This window comes from Campylobacter sp. W0066.1 (assembly GCF_024723635.1).
Classification (GTDB): domain Bacteria; phylum Campylobacterota; class Campylobacteria; order Campylobacterales; family Campylobacteraceae; genus Campylobacter_D; species Campylobacter_D lari_C.
Genome location: NZ_JANQCW010000008.1, coordinates 50,461 through 69,464 on the forward strand (window position 1 = coordinate 50,461; position 19,004 = coordinate 69,464).

27 protein-coding genes are annotated in these 19,004 nt (G+C 31.6%); 3 read left to right on the forward strand and 24 right to left on the reverse strand.

Annotated elements, in window-relative coordinates:
- Positions 1-3: 3 nt before the first annotated feature.
- A complete protein-coding gene (gene rpmJ, locus CAMP18497_RS04450) occupies positions 4-117 on the reverse strand; it encodes a 50S ribosomal protein L36 (protein WP_002781429.1) in 114 nt (37 codons plus the stop codon).
- A 174-nt stretch (positions 118-291) separates the two neighbouring features.
- On the reverse strand, positions 292-510 hold the full coding sequence (infA, locus tag CAMP18497_RS04455; RefSeq protein ID WP_012660842.1) for a translation initiation factor IF-1: 219 nt from the start codon (positions 508-510) through the stop codon (positions 292-294).
- A gap of 136 nt (positions 511-646) precedes the next feature.
- On the opposite strand from infA, the gene CAMP18497_RS04460 reads away from it, so the two are divergent.
- The 3 genes from CAMP18497_RS04460 to CAMP18497_RS04470 are packed head-to-tail and all read left to right on the forward strand — an operon-like array spanning position 647 to position 4,700.
- Positions 647-1,936, forward strand: a complete 1,290-nt coding sequence (locus CAMP18497_RS04460; RefSeq protein ID WP_337212718.1) for an MFS transporter — start codon at positions 647-649, stop codon at positions 1,934-1,936.
- A gap of 54 nt (positions 1,937-1,990) precedes the next feature.
- Complete coding sequence (locus tag CAMP18497_RS04465) at positions 1,991-2,914, forward strand: cytochrome-c peroxidase (protein WP_263676995.1); 924 nt, start codon at positions 1,991-1,993, stop codon at positions 2,912-2,914.
- Positions 2,898-4,700 carry a methyl-accepting chemotaxis protein gene (locus tag CAMP18497_RS04470; protein ID WP_337212720.1) on the forward strand — a complete coding sequence of 601 codons (1,803 nt, stop codon included), beginning with the start codon at positions 2,898-2,900 and terminating at the stop codon, positions 4,698-4,700. The genes CAMP18497_RS04465 and CAMP18497_RS04470 overlap by 17 nt, the downstream gene beginning before the upstream one ends.
- Before the next feature lie 16 nt (positions 4,701-4,716).
- On the opposite strand, the gene map is transcribed toward CAMP18497_RS04470, so the two are convergent.
- The 22 genes from map to rplP all read right to left on the reverse strand — a co-directional run bounded on the left by map (position 4,717) and on the right by rplP (position 19,002).
- Complete coding sequence (gene map, locus CAMP18497_RS04475) at positions 4,717-5,472, reverse strand: type I methionyl aminopeptidase (RefSeq protein WP_337212722.1); 756 nt, start codon at positions 5,470-5,472, stop codon at positions 4,717-4,719.
- Between the two features lie 89 nt (positions 5,473-5,561).
- Positions 5,562-6,929, reverse strand: coding sequence for an L-serine ammonia-lyase (locus CAMP18497_RS04480; protein ID WP_337212724.1), 1,368 nt, complete (start codon positions 6,927-6,929; stop codon positions 5,562-5,564).
- 11 nt (positions 6,930-6,940) lie between these two features.
- On the reverse strand, positions 6,941-8,224 hold the full coding sequence (locus CAMP18497_RS04485) for an aromatic amino acid transport family protein (protein ID WP_442867773.1): 1,284 nt from the start codon (positions 8,222-8,224) through the stop codon (positions 6,941-6,943).
- Between the two features lie 98 nt (positions 8,225-8,322).
- Positions 8,323-9,351 (reverse strand): oxidoreductase, encoded by a 1,029-nt coding sequence (locus CAMP18497_RS04490; protein WP_337212729.1) that lies wholly within the window; start codon positions 9,349-9,351, stop codon positions 8,323-8,325.
- A gap of 219 nt (positions 9,352-9,570) precedes the next feature.
- Complete coding sequence (locus tag CAMP18497_RS04495) at positions 9,571-10,122, reverse strand: ribonuclease HII (RefSeq protein WP_337212731.1); 552 nt, start codon at positions 10,120-10,122, stop codon at positions 9,571-9,573.
- Positions 10,113-10,595: a DNA-deoxyinosine glycosylase gene (locus tag CAMP18497_RS04500; RefSeq protein ID WP_337212733.1), complete on the reverse strand. Its 483-nt coding sequence runs from the start codon at positions 10,593-10,595 to the stop codon at positions 10,113-10,115. Before CAMP18497_RS04500 ends, CAMP18497_RS04495 begins: the two co-directional genes overlap by 10 nt.
- Positions 10,596-10,648: 53 nt before the next feature.
- Positions 10,649-11,296 carry a ferritin family protein gene (locus CAMP18497_RS04505; RefSeq protein WP_012660833.1) on the reverse strand — a complete coding sequence of 216 codons (648 nt, stop codon included), beginning with the start codon at positions 11,294-11,296 and terminating at the stop codon, positions 10,649-10,651.
- A gap of 83 nt (positions 11,297-11,379) precedes the next feature.
- Positions 11,380-12,411, reverse strand: coding sequence for a type II asparaginase (locus tag CAMP18497_RS04510; protein WP_263726778.1), 1,032 nt, complete (start codon positions 12,409-12,411; stop codon positions 11,380-11,382).
- Positions 12,412-12,526: 115 nt separating this feature from the next.
- Positions 12,527-13,267, reverse strand: coding sequence for a glutamate racemase (gene murI, locus CAMP18497_RS04515; RefSeq protein ID WP_337212735.1), 741 nt, complete (start codon positions 13,265-13,267; stop codon positions 12,527-12,529).
- Positions 13,268-13,307: 40 nt separating this feature from the next.
- On the reverse strand, positions 13,308-14,570 hold the full coding sequence (secY, locus tag CAMP18497_RS04520; RefSeq protein ID WP_039617165.1) for a preprotein translocase subunit SecY: 1,263 nt from the start codon (positions 14,568-14,570) through the stop codon (positions 13,308-13,310).
- Positions 14,570-14,962 carry a 50S ribosomal protein L15 gene (gene rplO, locus CAMP18497_RS04525; protein WP_039617163.1) on the reverse strand — a complete coding sequence of 131 codons (393 nt, stop codon included), beginning with the start codon at positions 14,960-14,962 and terminating at the stop codon, positions 14,570-14,572. The genes secY and rplO overlap by 1 nt, the downstream gene beginning before the upstream one ends.
- A 3-nt stretch (positions 14,963-14,965) precedes the next feature.
- Positions 14,966-15,409 carry a 30S ribosomal protein S5 gene (rpsE, locus tag CAMP18497_RS04530; protein WP_039617161.1) on the reverse strand — a complete coding sequence of 148 codons (444 nt, stop codon included), beginning with the start codon at positions 15,407-15,409 and terminating at the stop codon, positions 14,966-14,968.
- A gap of 16 nt (positions 15,410-15,425) precedes the next feature.
- On the reverse strand, positions 15,426-15,782 hold the full coding sequence (gene rplR, locus CAMP18497_RS04535) for a 50S ribosomal protein L18 (RefSeq protein WP_039617157.1): 357 nt from the start codon (positions 15,780-15,782) through the stop codon (positions 15,426-15,428).
- 9 nt (positions 15,783-15,791) lie between these two features.
- Positions 15,792-16,328, reverse strand: coding sequence for a 50S ribosomal protein L6 (rplF, locus tag CAMP18497_RS04540; protein ID WP_039617154.1), 537 nt, complete (start codon positions 16,326-16,328; stop codon positions 15,792-15,794).
- Between the two features lie 78 nt (positions 16,329-16,406).
- Complete coding sequence (gene rpsH, locus CAMP18497_RS04545) at positions 16,407-16,802, reverse strand: 30S ribosomal protein S8 (protein ID WP_039617152.1); 396 nt, start codon at positions 16,800-16,802, stop codon at positions 16,407-16,409.
- A 12-nt stretch (positions 16,803-16,814) separates the two neighbouring features.
- Positions 16,815-17,000, reverse strand: coding sequence for a type Z 30S ribosomal protein S14 (locus CAMP18497_RS04550; RefSeq protein ID WP_012660824.1), 186 nt, complete (start codon positions 16,998-17,000; stop codon positions 16,815-16,817).
- 1 nt (position 17,001) lies between these two features.
- Positions 17,002-17,547 (reverse strand): 50S ribosomal protein L5, encoded by a 546-nt coding sequence (gene rplE, locus CAMP18497_RS04555; RefSeq protein WP_039617150.1) that lies wholly within the window; start codon positions 17,545-17,547, stop codon positions 17,002-17,004.
- Position 17,548: 1 nt separating this feature from the next.
- Positions 17,549-17,776, reverse strand: a complete 228-nt coding sequence (gene rplX / locus CAMP18497_RS04560) for a 50S ribosomal protein L24 (protein ID WP_012660822.1) — start codon at positions 17,774-17,776, stop codon at positions 17,549-17,551.
- On the reverse strand, positions 17,776-18,144 hold the full coding sequence (gene rplN / locus CAMP18497_RS04565) for a 50S ribosomal protein L14 (protein WP_012660821.1): 369 nt from the start codon (positions 18,142-18,144) through the stop codon (positions 17,776-17,778). Before rplN ends, rplX begins: the two co-directional genes overlap by 1 nt.
- Positions 18,144-18,395, reverse strand: a complete 252-nt coding sequence (gene rpsQ / locus CAMP18497_RS04570) for a 30S ribosomal protein S17 (protein ID WP_039617148.1) — start codon at positions 18,393-18,395, stop codon at positions 18,144-18,146. Before rpsQ ends, rplN begins: the two co-directional genes overlap by 1 nt.
- Before the next feature lie 9 nt (positions 18,396-18,404).
- Entirely contained in the window at positions 18,405-18,590 is a 186-nt protein-coding gene (gene rpmC, locus CAMP18497_RS04575; protein ID WP_012660819.1) for a 50S ribosomal protein L29, read from the reverse strand.
- On the reverse strand, positions 18,577-19,002 hold the full coding sequence (gene rplP / locus CAMP18497_RS04580) for a 50S ribosomal protein L16 (RefSeq protein WP_012660818.1): 426 nt from the start codon (positions 19,000-19,002) through the stop codon (positions 18,577-18,579). The genes rpmC and rplP overlap by 14 nt, the downstream gene beginning before the upstream one ends.
- Positions 19,003-19,004 lie beyond the last annotated feature (2 nt).

A 19,004-nucleotide genomic window follows, 5' to 3' on the forward strand; every position in this document is an offset into this window, starting at 1 on the left:
AAATTATCCTTGTCTTTGTTTGTGTTTTGGATTTTCGCAAATAATGCGAACTACGCCTTTACGACGAACTACTTTGCATTTGTCACACATCTTTTTAACAGATGGTCTAACTTTCATGCTTTACTCCTGTTATTGTAAATTCCACTTTTTTTACAACTGCACCAGGTTTTTAGAGCAACCAACTATTTTCAAAATAAGTGGTGATTTTGAAAATACTTCTTCATACAGTTTTATTGCAATTTCTGCAAAAGTGCTAATTATACTTTACTTTTGCTTTTAAACAACTTAGACTTATTTGTATCTAAATGTAATACGACCCTTATCAAGACTATAAGGCGTTAACTCTACTTTAACTCTATCGCCAGGCATAATTCTAATATAATGCATACGCATTTTACCTGCAATATGACAAAGTATTACATGTTTATTATCTAATTCAACTTTAAAAGTTGCATTAGGTAAAGCTTCGATTACATTACCATCGATTTCGATAATATCATCTTTTGCCAATGCATTCTCCTTTCTATTAAAATACAAAACTATTATTTTAACACAATTTTTCTTTTTAATTTTTTAATATTTTTTAACAAACTATGATATTTTTTTACTATAATTATAAAATTACTACAAAAAAGAAAGTATTTAGATGCCAAAAAGTTTAAAAAGAAGTGATTATAAAACACTTTCCTTATCTTCTTTAGGTGGGGCCTTAGAATTTTATGACTTTGTGATTTTTGTCTTTTTTGCTAATTATATTTCAAGAAATTTTTTTCCAAGTGATTTAAGTGATTTTTGGAAACTTTTAAATACTTATGGGGCTTTTGCGGCAGGATATTTAGCTAGACCACTTGGTGGTATAGTTATGGCGCATTTTGGTGATAAATTTGGTCGCAAAAAAATGTTTATGTTTAGTATTTTGCTGATGGTTGTTCCAACTTTTTCTTTAGCTTTCATACCTACTTTTGAAAGCATAGGTTATTTAGCTCCTATTTTTTTACTACTTGTTAGAATAGCTCAGGGCATAGCCATAGGCGGAGAATTACCTGGTGCTTGGGTATTTGTAAAAGAACACGCGCCCGATGGAAAAGATAGTTTTTATATCAGTGCCATTAATGCTTCCATGGCTTTTGGTATTCTTTTAGGATGTGTTGTTGCGCTAATAATTAATCATTGCTTTGATCAAGAATCAATTTATGATTATGCTTGGCGTATTCCGTTTGCCATAGGTGGAATTTTTGGTATTATTTCTATATACCTTAGAAAATTTCTAGAAGAAACACCTGTTTTTCAAAAAATGCACCAAGAAAATAACTTAGAAAAATTTCCTTTAAAAGCTCTTTTTAAAGAAAAAAATATTTTTTTAGATATCATCGCTTCTATGCTTTTAACATGGATGCTTACAGCTTGTGTGATTATACTTATTTTACTTATGCCAAATTTTATACCTGAAGTTTTAGTTCTTGATAAAACAGACGCTATTTTAATACAAATGATTGCAATAGTGATTTTATCTTGCGGAACCTTGCTTGCTGGAATTTGGGTAGATAAATTTGGTTTTTTAATGACTAGTTTGGTATTTGCAATAGGTTTTAGCCTTTCTTGCTTTTTTTATTTTTATTTTTTCTATGCACAAATTTTACATTTGAGTATATATTTTTATTTCATAGCATGTTTTTTTGGTGGTATTAATGCTTTAGCACCTATTTTAATGTGTAAAATTTTTAAACCAAGTATTCGTTTTAGTGGGATTTCTTTTTCTTATAATATAGCCTATGCTATAGCAGGTGGTTTTACACCTCAACTTGTATTTGCATTGCACTCTTTGGCTGTAAAACCTGAAAATCCTTTTGTATATGGAATTTTTATTTATATTCTATTTCTTTCATTAATAACATTGATAGCTGCTGTATTTACTTATAAGAGATTAAGATTTTAATGTTATAATTAAGAAAAATTATTAATTAAAAATTTATAAAAATAAAGGAAAATGATTATGAAAATTTTTATTGTTTTAATATTTTCTTTACTACCGCTTTTAGCGCTTGAAATGATCACACCTATACCAGAAAGCATACCTTATGATAAAGAAAAAGCTATTTTAGGGAAAAAACTCTATATGGATACAAGTTTATCAAAAGATAAAAAAGTATCTTGCAATAGCTGTCATGATATTACAAATTTTGGAGTTGATAATAAAACCTTTTCAACAGGTATTAATGGTATAGTAGATGAACCATTCCATACCCCTACAAATTTTAATGCTGTTTTTAATCTAGCACAATTTTGGAGAGGCAATGCAAAAGATTTGCAAGATCAAGCCAAACATCCTTTGTTAAACCCTAAAGAAATGGGATTAAAAGACGCAAATGAAGTGATACAAATAGTAAAAGCTAACGCAGTTTATGAAAAAGAATTTAAAAAACTTTATGGAGAAATAACCTTTGATAATATAGCACATGCTTTAGCAGAATTTCAAAAAACCTTACTCACTCCAAATTCGCCTTTTGATCGCTACCTAAAGGGCGATAAAAACGCTATAAGCGAACAAGCAAAAAGAGGTTATAATGCTTTTTTATCAAATGGTTGTATAGCGTGTCATCAAGGACAAAATATAGGTGGTAATATGTATCAAAAAATGGGGGTATTTGTGCCTTATGATAATGGAACAAACTGGAAAGGACGCTATGAGATTACTCAAGATCCTCATGATCAATTTGTAGTAAAAGTACCAAGCCTTAGAAATATAGCTAAAACTGCTCCTTATTTTCACGATGGCTCTATGCCAACCCTTGATGCTTGTGTGCAATTTATGGCGTATTACCAACTTGGTAAATTTTTAGAACAAGATGTAGTTGATGATATAGTTGCTTTTTTAAATTCTTTAACAGGAGAATACCATGACCCACTCAAATAAAAAATCTTTTTCTTTTTTAAAACAATTTATTACTTTATCTATAGTGGTTTTGGTATTGCTTTTAACTTTGACTTTGTTTATTTTTAATACATACAACACTACAAAAAGAAATTCACTCATCATGGGTTCTTTTCAAAAATTAGAAATTTTAGATACCAAAATAGATGAGATTTTTAAAAATAAACTCAATTTGCAAAATTACGATACTAGTGTTGCTTTGGTACAAGATTTTGAAAATACTTTAGCAATTTTAAAAGCTAATAAAATAGACACCAAAAAAATACAAACCATTTTTGAGAAAAAAAATGCTCAATTACAGCATTTTAAATCAGCTAATTCTATTGCTATAAATTCAAAACTTTATCTTTATGAAATTCAACAAGAAATCATCAAACAAACAAATCAACTAGCACTCACTATCCAAGAAGCTAAACAAATAGATTATATAGGAGATATATTAAGTATTATAGGAACTATGGATATATTAGAACCTTTAGCACAAAATAGACTACAAAATCTTGTCGCAAATTTGAATGCGAAAGACTCTCAATTGCCACAAGAATTATTTGAGCTTTTTAGCACACATTGTAAAATGATACTCAGTCAGATTAAAATTTTAAAAGATAATTCTCAAAGTTTTCTTGATCAAGAATTACAAAAAGAAATCATTACTCATAAAAATTTAATTGCACAAGAAATCAACCTTAATAACAAATATAATCTTTACACCGCTATAGGAATTTTCTTATTTACCTTAGCTGTGTTGATTTTTTTCATACTTTTAACACTAAAAAAAGTAATCATACCTATATCTTTACTTGAAAAACTAAGTGCAAACTTAGCTGGTGAGCATGCAAATTTAAGTGCAAGATTAGATATTGACAAAAAAAGTGAATTAGCTACAAGTGCTGGCCATATAAACTCTTTTATACAAATAGTACAAAATTCAGTTTTAGAAGCTATACAAACTGCAAATTCAAGCCATAAAAGCTCACAAAAACTCTCTCAAAATGCTGAAGTTTTACAGCAAAGCTCACTTTTACAGCATGAGCAAATTTCTAATGTCTATGAAATAAGCTCTATCTTAGAAAGCCATATAGACTTAACTCAAAACCTAGCTAAAAACACTATAAACGATATGCATGATATGCAAGAAGTGATGGGAGAGGTTGAAACAACACTTAAAGAATTAGTAGAACTTATATTACTAAGTGGCGAAAAAGAACAAAGTGTTTTAAGTGCTATGGATATGCTAGTGCAAAGTGCTGATAGCATAGTAGAAGTTACTACAACCATAAAAGATATAGCCGATCAAACCAACTTACTTGCACTAAATGCAGCCATTGAAGCTGCGCGTGCAGGCGAGCATGGACGTGGCTTTGCTGTGGTTGCTGATGAAGTTAGAAATCTAGCTGATAAAACCACAAAGTCTTTAGTCGCTATAGAAACCACCGTAAGAACTATAGTACAACAAATCAATGATAATAAAAGCTTAATGGATGGAATTCATCAATCCATGAATGACACTTCTAACAAAGCTAATATCTTACAAGGTGAAGTTGGAACTTCTATAGAAAAATTAAAAACAAGTATTCATTCTACGAAAATCATGGAAGAAAAAAGCGATGAATCAAAAGCTAAAATGAATGAGCTAGAACAAAATATAGAAAAAGTAACCGAACTTGCAAATTGTGTTAAAAATTACTCCCTTGATTTAACGCAAATTTCACAAGATGTTTTAGAAAATGCTTCTAAACTTTCAGAAAAACTAAAAACATTCGAGTAAGAAAGATTAAACTTTCTTACTTAGATAAAATATCTGCCTTGCCATTTATAATAGCAACACAATGCTCATAGTGAGCCGCATTTAAACCATCTTTGCTCCCTGCTTCCCAATTGCCTTTTAAATGTACCGGCGTGCCATCTTTTTGACACACCATAGGTTCTATGCAAAATACCATACCATTTTTGATTTTAGGGCCACTTTTTGCACTAGCCCCTGGTTCTAAATAATTTGGAATTTCAGGCTCACCGTGTGGTTTTTTACCTATACCATGACCACAATAACCTTTCAAAGGCACAAAACCTCTTTTAGTAATAAACTCACCAAGCTCACAAGAAAGCTCTTTAAAACGCATACCCTCTTTGATAATATCTATAGCATAATACAAAGCATCTTTAGCACAAGCAATCAAAGCTTCATCAGTAGCTGAAATTTTACCTATAGGTATAGTCCTTGCTGCATCTCCATAATATCCATCTATACAAGTACCCACATCAAGCCCTAAAATATCGCCTTCTTTTAAAATACGCTCATCGCCTACACCATGAATACAAGCTTGATTAAGCGAGATACAAATACTACCTGGAAAACCATACAAACCTTTAAAAGATGGTTTTGCACCATGATCAAGTATAAATTCTTCCGCTTTAATGTCAATTTCTTTTAAACTCATACCTGGAACTATGATACTTTCTAGATAATCAAGCGTTCTAGCTACAAGTTCATTTGCTTTGCGTAATTTTTCTATTTCTGCTGGTTTTTTGATTTCTATCATTTATGTTTTCCTTAAAATTTTTAAAAATTTAGCATTTATGCGCTTTTAAAAGCTTTAAGGAAAAACCTTAAGTTCTAAAACTTAAGGTTTTAACATACACTTGTAAGATTAGTAGCTAAGCCACCTAAAGAAGTTTCTTTGTATTTTGAGTTCATATCCTTGCCGGTTTCATACATAGTTTTTATGACCTCATCAAGACTTACTTTTGGAGTTGATTTTCTACTCATTGCCATTCTAGCAGCCGAAATCGCTTTGATCGCTCCAAAGGCATTTCTTTCTATACAAGGAATTTGCACTAAACCACTTACTGGATCACAAGTTAGCCCCAAATGATGCTCCATCGCAATTTCAGCAGCATTGCAAGCTATCTTTGCATCAAAACCCATCACAGTAGCCATAGCTCCTGCTGCCATAGAACTTGCACTACCAATTTCAGCTTGACAACCAGCTTCAGCACCACTTATACTTGCGTTTTTCTTATAAAAAGAACCTATTAACATAGCAGTTAGTAAAAAATTAATAGCCTTTTCATCATTAAAACCAACCGTGTGATTTTTAAGATAGAGCATTACAGCAGGTACAACAGCACATGCTCCATTAGTTGGTGCAGTTACTACTCTAGCTCCGCTTGCATTTTCCTCTGCAATAGCAATAGCATATAAAGAAATAAAATCAATAATTCCTAAAGGATCACTTGTCATAGCCAAACGTTCATTAAGTCCTTTCGCACGGCGTTTTAAATGTAAATTTCCTGGAAGGAAATCTGAACTTGGATGAATACCATTATAATAAACCTCTTGCATTACTTCCCAAATTTCTAAACAATAAGCTCTAATTTCTTCTTTGGTGTGAAATTGAAGCTCATATTCATAAGAAAGTTTTGCTAGATCCCATGATTTTTCTTCACAAATTTTTAAAGCATCGCTTGCATTGTTAATATCAAGTTCTAATTTAGTATGTTTTTGCTCACAAGCTCCATCTTTGTGTTTTTGAAGCTCAGCTTCACTCATAACAAAACCACCGCCTACTGAATAATAAATTTCTTCAGCAATGATTTCTCCATTTTCATCATAAGCACTTACTTTTAACCCATTTTCATGCAAAGGCAAAAAGTCTTTTTCAAAAATCAAATCTTTATCATAATCAAAACTTAATTCTTTTTGAGCATTTAAAACCAAAATTTTATCTTGCAAAATTTTATTAAACACGCGATCTTGCAAAGCAGCGTTAAGCTCTTTTGCCTTTAATCCACTCAAACCCCATATAATAGCTTTATCACTTAAATGGCCTTTACCGGTAAGTGATAAAGAGCCATAAAGTTTGATTTGAATTTTTGTAATTTGTGTGATTTTATCTTTGATTTTTTCACAAAACATATTCCCTGCTAACATTGGTCCTAAAGTATGAGAAGAAGAAGGACCAACACCAACTTTAAATATACTTAAATTACTACTCATTCACTAGCACCTTAAAAAGTATAAATTACAGTGATGATTGTCAAAATACCTGTGATAAACACAAATGCATCTAAAGCTTTGTTTTGGAATTTTTTCATTTTAGAAACAGTATAAATTGCAATCATAGGCATCAAGAATAAAATCGCAGCAATAATTGGACCACCTAAGCTTTCAATAAAGCCTAAAATACTTGGGTTTACATAAGCGGTAATCAACATAATAATATACATTACTAAAGTTGAATAAACTGCGATTTTTTTCAAATCAGGATTTTCATTACCTGCTAATTTGCAGCATTTTCTAACTATACCATAAGCACCTTCTCTAGCACCAAAATAATGTCCAAAGAATGAACTAGAAATTGCCAAAAATGCGATTAATGGACCACCATAAGAAATAAATGGATTATCAAGTTTGTTAGCAAAATAAGAAAGTACAGGTATGTTTTGCGCTCTAGCTTCAGCAAGTTCTGCAGGAGTTAAAGAAAGCACGCAAGATACCACAAAAAACATAACAAAGGCAAGTAGCATTACAGAAGTTCTAAACAATACTTGATTTGCTTTTTGTACTGAATTTTCAGGATATTGTCTTTTTACACTTAAAGAAAAAGTAGAAATTGCTGGTGAGTGATTAAAAGAAAATACTAAAACTGGTAAAGTTAGCCATACTATAGTAATAAATTCTTTTGTTCCAGGAATAGCACTAAAACTTTCAAATGACCATTGTGGGATAAGATATAAAGAAAATAAAAATAAAATAGCACATAAAGGATACACAAGCCATTCACATACTTTAGTGATTAATTCTTCACTAAAAAGCATAATAAGCATAAAAATACTTACCAAAACAAAAGCAAAAACTGCTCTATAAAAAGGAAGCAAATTAGCTATAGTTTTTCCTTGCTCATTAACACTTGTTTGATACATAGCACTAATTGCATTTGCAAAAGAACCATTTGGATCTAAAAGTGGCAAGAATTGATTATAAATAAAACTCTCAAAAGTATTAGTTATACCTACACAATATGCTAAACAAATTGGAAAAATTGCAAAGAAATAAAGCACAGAAATAAAAATACTTACTTTTCTACCAAAATACTCTTCAGCCGCATGAGTAATGTCTTTATCATTACCATTTGCTTGGCACACAAAACGACTTAAAGCTCTATGGCTTAAATATACCATTGGAAAAATAATCAAAGCCATTACAACAACCGGCCAAAAGCCACCAACACCTGCCTTAATAGGTAAAAATAAAATCCCCGCACCAACTGCAGTCCCAAAAAGAGAAAGCATCCAACGCGTATCAAAAGAATTCCACTTAAGATTGTCCACATTTTCTCCTTGTAAAAAATAATAAAAAAAGCTTTTACCTAAAAACTTTTTGTATTATTTTACAAATACGCTCTAGCATAATTTGGCATAATTTTTTCTCTTTCATTTAAAGCAACTGCGGCTTCATTTGCAAAATTTGGATTTCTTAGTAATTTTCTACCATAACAAACCAAATCACACACCTCACCCAAAAGCAAAGCCTCACCTTCGCTAGCACTATTTATAAGCCCTACACAAGATATAGGAATTTTAACAACTTCTTTTAAGGCCTTAGCATAAGGAGCTTGATAAAGTGGTGCTATGTTTGGCACTAAAGAAGGTTTATTGATATTTCCTCCTGCTGAAACATCTAGCATATCAATGCCTAATTTTTCTAAAATCAAGGCAAGTTTTTTGCTATCTTCTAAATTCCAACCACCTCCTTGCCACTCTGTAGCTGAAATTCTTACAAACAAAGTAATATCAACTTCATTTTTTATACGCTTAATGATATCACACAAAAAACGAATTCTATTTTCAAAACTACCACCATATTCATCATCTCTTTGATTTGATAAAGGCGATAAAAACGAACTAAGCAAATACCCATGAGCACTATGAAGCTCTACTGCGTCATAACCTGCTTCTTTAGCTCTTTTAGCACTTTGAATAAATTCTTGCTCTATTTGTAAAATTTCATCTTTGCTTAAAACATGAAGTTTGGAAAATTTTTCACTAAAAGCTATATTACTTGGAGCTTTTAATATAGCCTCTTTACATGAGTTTTTACGGCCACTGTGGTTTAACTGAATGGCAATTTTAGCTCCAAAATGATGGCAAAGCTCAACAAGTTCTTTGTGTCCTTGAATTTGAAAATCCCCCCAAAGACCTATATCATTATCAGCTATTTTTGCATTTTCATTGATCGCACAAGCTTGAACTATGATAAGCCCAACACCACCCAAAGCTCTAGCTCCATAATGTATCAAGTGAAATTGATTAATCTTGCCATCTAAAACTTGCGTTTCATACATATCCATAGGGGGCATTACAATGCGATTTTTTACATAAAAATTTCCAATCTTTAGCTCACTTAAAAGTAAAGACATAATACCCCTTGAAATATTTTTATATTACTATAATAGAAAAAAATTAATTTTTCTTAAAACATATAGCAATTTTGACTAATATTATTATTTTTAATAAATAATTATTAAAAAAATATTTTTTGACTATATTTTTTTATCTTAATAATAATATTTCAAATATTAAAACATTCTATTATTTTTAAAAGAAAGTAAAATACAAAAGTGTAAAAATCACACAATTTAATCAAATAAGCTTTTCTCAAAACACTTTAACATAAAGCTTTTGCGGTGCAATGGAGAATAACCAAATACTTTAATCTTTTCTATATGAGCTTTTGTACCATAACCTTTGTGTTTATCAAAATCATAATTATTATATATTTTAGAAAAATAACACATTTTTTGATCGCGACTTACCTTGGCTAATATGCTAGCTGCTGAAACTTCTTGTACTTTCATATCAGCTTTAATCATGGTTTTTATACCCAAAACTCCGTAATTTAAATTTCCATCATATAAAATCTCATCTTGGTTAAAATGTTTTTTGATGATTTTTAAAGCTAGTTGCAAACACTGACTAAGCCCTAAAGTATCAATTTGCAAAGGTGAAAAAGCAAGGATTAAAAAATTTGAACTAGAAAGAATTTGCTCATATAGTTCTTCTCTTTTTTTTGCACTTAATTTTTTAGAATCAGCTAAACCATCAATATTTTTTAAAAGCTTACAAGCTCCTATGTGCATATCTCCAGCCAAAGCCCCGCGCCCAGCCTCATCTACTCCAACTAAAGACATTGTTTTTCCTTTATAATGCTATATTTTTCTACTAAATTTTCTAAAGAATAATTCATATTAGCAGGAGAGCTTGAAGGAAGTTCAAAAAATTCTTGCTCAGGATAAAATTTGCTAAAATATTTACTTGCAACTTTACCTAACACACAAATTTTTTCTATATTTGCCTTATCTAAAATAATATTTATATCGTTTGCTTTAGCATAAGAAATAGTTTTATCATCTGAATTTTTTATCTTACAACTTGCTATAACATCCCAAAGCGCTATATGATTTGCTTTTAAAAAAGCCTTTTGCTCTTGCACTGTTTTTAACTCACACTCAAATAATATTTCAAAAATACGCCAAAAACGATTTTTGCTATGTTGATAATAAAAATTTTCTTCTCTTGATTTAATAGATGGAAAAGAACCTAGTATCAAAACTTTTGAGTTTTCATCAAAAAAAGGTTCAAAAGGATGAGTTAGAATTTGCATATTAGACCTTGATAAAATAAAATATTTTATCATTTTTATCAAGGTTTTTAAAATTATCCTAAAAATTCGCGTTTGAAGTATTCTTTTGGAGCTTTACATAAAGGACAGGCATTTGGTGCTTTTTTACCACGGTGTATATGCCCACAAACTTCACAAACCCATAATTCTTCTACTTCTGAATTAAAGAAATCTTCTTCTTCAAGCATTTTTTTAAGTGCTAGATATTCTCTTTCATGTTCAATTTCTACTTTACCAATAGCTGTAAATAATCTTGCTATATTTCTTTTACCCTCATCTTCTGCAATTTTTGCAAAATTTGGATACATAGTGGTATGCTCATAGTTTTCGCCTTCTGCTGCACAAATTAAATTTTTAGCAGTTTCTTCTAAAGCTTTACCATCTACTAATTCATGATAAGCTTTAAATTCAGCTCTTGCGTGCCATTTTTCATTTTCTGCAGCTTCTCTAAAATGTTTTGCAATAGCATGCCAACCTTCTTCTTGAGCAATATCTGCAAATAAATCATATTTATTTCTTGCCATAGACTCGCCTGCGAAAGCTTTCATTAAATTTACAGCTGTTAGATCTTTAGTAATACACTCCATTTCTTGACCACAACAGCTAAGCTTTCCACCACCTACATTTTGCACTTCTACTTCATTGCCACATTTTTGGCATTTATAACTTTCATATTGTTTCATTTAATATCCTTGTGATTAATTAGGTAAGATTTTGATTGAAAAACTCCCCCAAATGTTATTGTAGCATTTGGGTGTTTAAGATTTTAGTATTTTAAGAAATATTCTTGAATTTTCTTAGGATCGCTTGTTTTAGTTAGAGCAAGCATTAATAATACTCTAGCTTTTTGAGGACTCATATCGCCTGTATCAATGAAACCAAGTTTTGCATCAGCATCGCTTACTGCAACTCTACCAGCTACTACGCGTGAGCTTACCGCTACATTAAGGCCCTTTTTAAGCAACTCTTTTAACACATCTTTTTGATAATCATGAATGCTACCAGCACCTGTTCCAGCTACAACTATACCTTTAGTTCCATTTTCAAACAAAGCTTTTGCTGCAACACCACTACCATCATTTGCATAACTATAAAGAATATCTACTTTTGGCAATTCTTTTAGCTTACTAACATCAAATGGAGATTTTTTGGTGTGTAATTTTGTATTAGTATTATAGAAAAATGCTTTTCCATCTACTATATAACCCATATCACCCATATCTGGTGAGCTAAATGCATTTACATTTAAACTATGGGTTTTCATAACGCCCCTAGCACTTTGAATTCTATCATTCATAGCTACCATTACGCCTTTATTTTTTGCTTGTGGATTTGCTGCTAATGCTACAGCGTTGTAAAGATTTTTAGGACCATCTGCACTAATTGCAGTTGATGGGCGCATTGCACCAACCAAAACAACAGGTTTGTCGCTTTTTACAGTTAAATTTAGGAAATATGCAGTTTCTTCCATAGTATCAGTCCCATGGGTAATTACAACTCCATCTACATCAGATTTTAAAAGCCTATTAACTTCTTTAGCAAGTTTTAGCCAAATTTCATTTGTCATATCTTTACTATCAATATTAGCAATTTGATCTCCGCTAATTACTGCTAAATCTTGAATTTGAGGCACTGCTTTAATCAAAGTATCAACCCCCAAAACACCAGCTGTATAACCTGTAGTAGCTACTGAACTATCAATCGAACCAGCGATAGTTCCGCCTGTAGCTAAAATTGCAACTTTTGGTTTTGCTTCCAAAATTCCTGCTCCTAAACTTAGTGCCATAGCTGCACACATTAACATTTTTTTCATGTTAGTCCTTTCATTAGAAATGATAAAGATTATAATGCAACTATGTTTAAATAAAAATAAATTATTAATATAAAAAATACTTTAGTAAATAGCTATTAATTTAAAGCCATAAATTTGCAATTTTTTTTAGTTTTTCTACATCACTTGAAGCATAAAATTCGATATTAACTTCTTCTTGGATTGATGTTAAGTTAAATTCTTGCTGTAATTGCAAAGCTATAGCTTCACCTGAATGAATAAGTTTTGTATTTTTACCAAAATATTCTGATAAAGAATGGGCGATTAAAGGAAAATGTGTGCATGCTAAGATTAGAGCATTAGGATGAAATTTGAGCTTATTAAAATAATACTCAAAAGCGGCTTTTAAAAAATCTCCTTGAAAAATCCCTTCTTCAACCATAGGTACAAAAAGCCCCGTTGCTTTTTCTTCTACTTTTAAAAAGCCTTCTTTAATTAAAGCTTGCTTATAAGCGTGAGAATCCACGGTAGCTTGAGTTGCAATGACTAATATATTAGAGTTTTTATCTTCTAAAGAGTTTTTAACTGCTAAAACTCCTGCTTCTATAACTCCAAGAACCGGAAATGGTGCATTTGCTTTTAGAATTTCTAAAGCATGCGCACTAACTGTATTGCACGCGATGATAAGCATATCTACTTTTTTTTCTTTGAAAAACTCTAAAGCTTCTAGAGAAAATTTAATGATAGTTTCTTTATCTTTAACCCCATAAGGCACTCTTGCAGTATCCCCATAGTAGATATATTCTTTAAAAAGTTTTGCTTGAAGTAAAGATTTTAAAACACTAAGCCCACCTACACCACTATCAAAAACGCCTAGTCTCATCAAAATCCTTAAAAAAGAAGAAAGTAGAAAATCTACTTTCTTATAAGCCTACTGCACTTAAGGTTTGGTATTTATTCATATAAATTTGAGCTTCGATTTTTCTCATTGTATCAAGTGCTACTTGAACTACAATCAAAACAGAAGTTCCACCAAAATAAAAAGGTACACCAAACAACTTCACAATAAGCCATGGTAATGTAGCTACAAGCCCTAAATAAATAGAACCTGACAAGGTAAGTCTTGACGCTACTTCATTAAGATAATTTGCAGTTCCTTCACCTGGTCTAATACCTGGTATGAAACCACCTTGTCTTTTAAGATTTTCAGCTATATCTTTTGCATTAAATACAATTGATGCATAAAAATACGCAAAGAAAATAACAAGTAAGAATGTTAAAAAATGAAAGAAAAATCCATTTGGATTTAAAAAGTCATAAATTTTTAACACATATTCATTTGTACTTGTTTGCAAAATAGTACTTGGAAACATCAAAATCGCACTTGCAAAAATAGGAGGAATTACCCCGCTTAAGTTGATCTTAATAGGTATATAATTCATAATGCGTTTGTTTTGATTTTGCATGATTACTTTTCTTGAGTAAGAAATAGGAATTCTTCTTTCTCCAAGCTCTACTACTATAATAGCCCAAATAGTAAGTAAAATTACAACTAAAATGGCAATGATAGTCAAGAAATTCATCTCACCTGTATTTACCAAATTTACTGTTCCACTAATTGCACCTGGAATTGTAGAAACAATACCACCAAAGATGATTAAAGAAATACCATTTCCTATACCGCGTTGAGTGATTTGTTCACCTATCCACATCAAAAGCATGGTACCTGCGAGCATAGAAATAGCAGAAAGTGCGATAAAAGTATTCATATCAATCATAATAGCTGATTGACCTGCTTTTCCATGAAGACTTTGTAAGCCTATAGAAACGCCTATACTTTGTATCAAAGTGATAGCTATAGTAGCATAACGGATAATTTGCATATATTTTTGCATACCATCGCGTTCTTTTTTCATTTTTCCTATGTTAGGAAAAGTTGCCGCTAAAAGCTCCATAATAATCGAAGCAGTAATATAAGGCATAATGCCTAGAGAGATGATGCTAAGTCTTTCAGCAGCACCCCCACTAAACATATTAAACAAGCCTAATGCATTAGATGCATTAGAATCAAAAAATTCCTTGATAACACTGACATTAACCCCCGGAACTGGAACATAAGCTAATATTCTATAAGCGAATAAAAAAGCCAATGTTATGAGAATTTTATTTGTCAATGTTTTATTCATTATTTTTGTCCGCTAAAAGTAATCTTCTCGTCTTTAATTTTACTAGCAAGATCTTTAGCGCTTGCCCCAATAAGCTTAACTTTATTTACATTTTTTGAAAGTTTATGAATGCTATTGATTGTTTCAAATGTAATTTCACTAAGCTCTTTGATTGCTGTAATTTTTTCAACATTAATCACATAAGGTTTTTCAAATTTAGAAGTAAAGCCTACTTTTGGTAAGCGTCTTTGAAGTGGTTGTTGACCCCCTTCAAAACCTCTTTTTTCATTATAACCTTTTCTAGCGGTTTGGCCTTTTCCACCTTTAGTAGAAGTTTTACCCATACCACTACCTTGACCACGGCCTATTCTTTTGGTTTTATGTGTTGAACCTGGTGCTTTTGTTAAATTCATTGATTATCCTTTAAGCATTGTAAGTGCTTTGATAGTAGCACGCACAACATTTGCTGAATTATTTGAACCTAAAGACTTAGTTAAAATGTCTTTAATACCTGCAAGCTCCACGATAGGACGTGTTGAACCACCTGCAATAACCCCTGTACCTTCGCTTGCTGGTTTAAGTAAAATTCTACTTGCGTTGTATTTTACTTCTACATCATGAGGGATAGTTGAACCTTTTGTTTTAACTTCAACAATGTTTTTAAAAGCATCATCAACTGCTTTTCTTATAGCATCTGGAACTTCTTTAGCTTTTCCATAGCCTACACCAACTAAACCTTTTCTATTTCCAACGATAACTAAAGCAGTAAATCTAAATCTTCTACCACCTTTAACAACCTTAGTAACCCTGCCGATATCGACGATTACTTCTTCAAATTCTTCTCTATTATATTTTTCCATCGATCTTCCTTTTGGGTTATAGTTTGATTCCGTTTTCTCTTAGTGCTTCAGCTAATGCTGCAATCACACCATGGTATAAATAACCATTTCTATCAAACACTGCTTCTTCTATGTTTTTAGCTTTTAAAACTTTTGCAAATTCAGCTGCTATTTTTTTAGCGCCTTCTTTATTTGCTTTAACACCAATTTTTCTTCCATCTACTGCTGCTAAAGTTACTGCTTTAACATCATCGATAGCTTGGATATATAAAGTTCTGTTTGATTTGAAAACAGAAACTCTTGGAAGAGCTTGTGTTCCTGAAATTTTTGCTCTAATTCTTTTTTTTCTTTTAATTCTTAAAGATATTTTTCTTTTTAATACATTTGCTCTCATATTCTATCCTTACTTCTTAGATGTCTTACCAGCTTTGCGGATAATACGCTCATCTGAATATTTAACACCTTTTCCTTTGTAAGGCTCAGGTGGTCTAAATTCACGAATTTGAGCAGCAACTTGACCTACCACTTGTTTATCACTACCTTTGATAATAACATTGTTTTTATCAACAGTAATTTCTATGCCTTCTGGAATAGCATAGTTGATAGGATGAGAAAAACCTAAAGCAAGTTCAAGAACTTTACCTTTTAACGCAGCTTTATAACCAACACCGTTGATTTCTAAAGTTTTGCTAAAACCATCAGTTAAACCGATGATGATGTTTTGAGCTAAAGCTCTATAAGTTCCCCAATAAGCTCTACTTTGTCTATCTTCACCTTTAGGAGAGAAAAGAATTTGTCCTTCTTTAATCTCAACATTAACATTTGCTTTTGTATCAAGCTCTTTTGCTAAATTTCCTTTTTTGAATTTTAGCAAGTTACCTTCTAATTTTACTTCTACTCCACTTGGAATAGCAACTGGTTGTTTACCTATACGAGACATTCATTTTTCCTTTTTACTTGTCTACGATATGACTACTTTATAAGAATGGATACCGAATACCATAAAAAGTAGAAACTCTTACCAAATAGTACATAAAACTTCGCCGCCAACGCCTGCTTTGTAAGCTTCGTCGTTAGCTAAAACACCTTTTGAAGTGCTTACTACAATAGTACCATAACCGTTTTTAAATCTTTTGATCTCATCTTTACCTTTATAAACACGACGACCAGGTTTAGAAATACGCTTAACTTCGTTAATTACACTTTTACCTTTTTCATCGTATTTTAAAACTACATTGATGAATTTCTTTTTATCCTCTTCAATAACATTAAAGCTTTCAATATAGCCTTTAGCTTGGAAAATTCCAAGTAAAGCTTCGATAACTTTAGAATGCAAAAGTTGAGTAGTTTCTAATCTTCTCATCCCTGCATTTCTAATTCTTGTTAGTGAATCTGAAATTAAATCATTTATCATGGTTCTTTCCTCTTACCAACTTGCTTTTTTAAGACCAGGAATTAAACCTTCATTTGCCATTTTTCTTAAGCAAACTCTACAAATTCCAAAATCTCTATAAACTGAATGTGGTCTTCCACAAATTTGGCATCTAGTATACCCTCTAACGCTAAATTTAGGTTTGCGGGCAGCTTTTGCAATCATTGATTTTTTAGCCATATTACTTTCCTTTTGCAAATGGCACACCAAATAATTCTAATAATTTTTGTGCCTCTTTATCTGATTTTGCTGTTGTAACGATAGAAATGTTCATACCATGAGTTCTTAAGATTTTATCATATTCAACTTCTGGGAACATTAACTGCTCATCTAAACCAAAGTTATAGTTTCCTCTTCCATCAAAACCATCTCTTGGAAGACCTCTAAAGTCTTTAACACGAGGAAGAGCTATAGTAATAAGCTTATCTAAGAAAGCATACATATTGTCTTTTCTTAATGTTACCATTACACCTACTGGGAAGCCTTCTCTCACTTTAAAACCAGCAACTGATTTTTTAGCTTTTGTGATAACTGCTTTTTGTCCAGCGATCAATGAAATAGTATCTGCAACATTTTGTAATACTTTTTGATCTTTTGCTAATTCCCCAGCACCTACACTGATTACAACTTTTTCAATAAAAGGAATAAGCATAGGATTTTTGATATCAAATTCTTTTACTAAAGCAGGTTTGATATTTTGATCATATTTTTCTTTCAATCTCATCATCTTATTCTCCTGCCTTTGCTACATTTGAAATATCCATTGGCATTTCTTTATTGATAAAACCGCCGTTTGGATTTTTATCACTTGGCTTAACAGCTTTTTTAGCAATTTTACAACCCTCAACAATTACTTTATTTGTTTTAGGAAATACTGCTAAAACTTTACCTGTTTTGCCTTTGTCATCACCTGCGATAACTTTTACCATATCATTCTTTTTAATTTTTAATTTCATTACAACACCTCCGGTGCTAGTGAAACAATTTTCATAAAGCCACCATATCTTACTTCACGACCTACTGGTCCAAAAATACGCGTTCCGATAGGCTCTCTTTTAGCATCAAGAATAACTGCCGCATTTTCATCAAAACGAATTAAAGAACCATTATCTCTATGAATTTCTTTTTTAGTTCTAACGATAACTGCTTTTACTACTTGACCTTTTTTAACTTTACCATTTGGTAGAGCTTTTTTTACAGATGCAACGATTACATCACCAACAGTAGCGTATCTTCTTTTACTACCACCTAAAACCTTAATACACATTAATTCTTTTGCACCGCTATTATCAGCAACTGCAAGCCTAGTAAAACTTTGAATCATTACTCAACTCCTGCTGATACTATAGTTTTTAAGCGAAATGATTTTCTCTTAGAAAGTGGTCTACATTCAATAGCAACTACAGTATTTCCCACTTTAAGCTCATTTCTTTCATCATGAATTAAATATTTTTTAAAGCGTTTTACGATTTTTCTGTATTTTGGGTGAACCACTTTTCTTTCAACCAAAATTGTTGCTGTTTTATCTCCAGCAATTTGAACAACAACGCCTTGAATTTCTCTTTTAAATGCCATTTTCTATCCTTATTTTAAAGCGCTAATTGCAGTATTGATTCTAGCGATGTCTTTTTTAACTTCGCTAATCTCTTTAGGATTAGTTAGCTGCATTGTTTTTAGCTTTTGTCTTAAAGTAAATAAAAGCACCTTTTTTTCTTTTAGCATTGTTGCAAGCTCACCTGCTGTTTTATCTTTAATCTCAGTATATTTCATTTTGGCTCTCTCTTGTAACAAACTTAGTTTTAAATGGCAATTTATGCATCGCTAAAGTTAAAGCTTGTCTTGCCATTTCTTCATTAACCCCTGCCATTTCATAAATGATACGACCTGGTTTAATGTTCATTACCCATTCTTCAACTGCACCTTTACCTTTACCCATACGAGTTTCTAAAGGTTTTTTAGTTAAAGGTTTATCTGGAAAAACTCTAATCCAAGTTTTACCTTGTCTTTTTACAAAACGAGTTAAAGCAATACGAGCTGCTTCGATTTGACGTGAGTTGATACGGCCAGCTTCAGTTGCTTTTAGGGCAAAATCACCAAAAGTAAATTCAGTCCCTCTGTTGGCATAACCTCTGTTACGCCCTTTCATCATTTTACGATATTTTGTTCTTTTTGGCATTAACATGA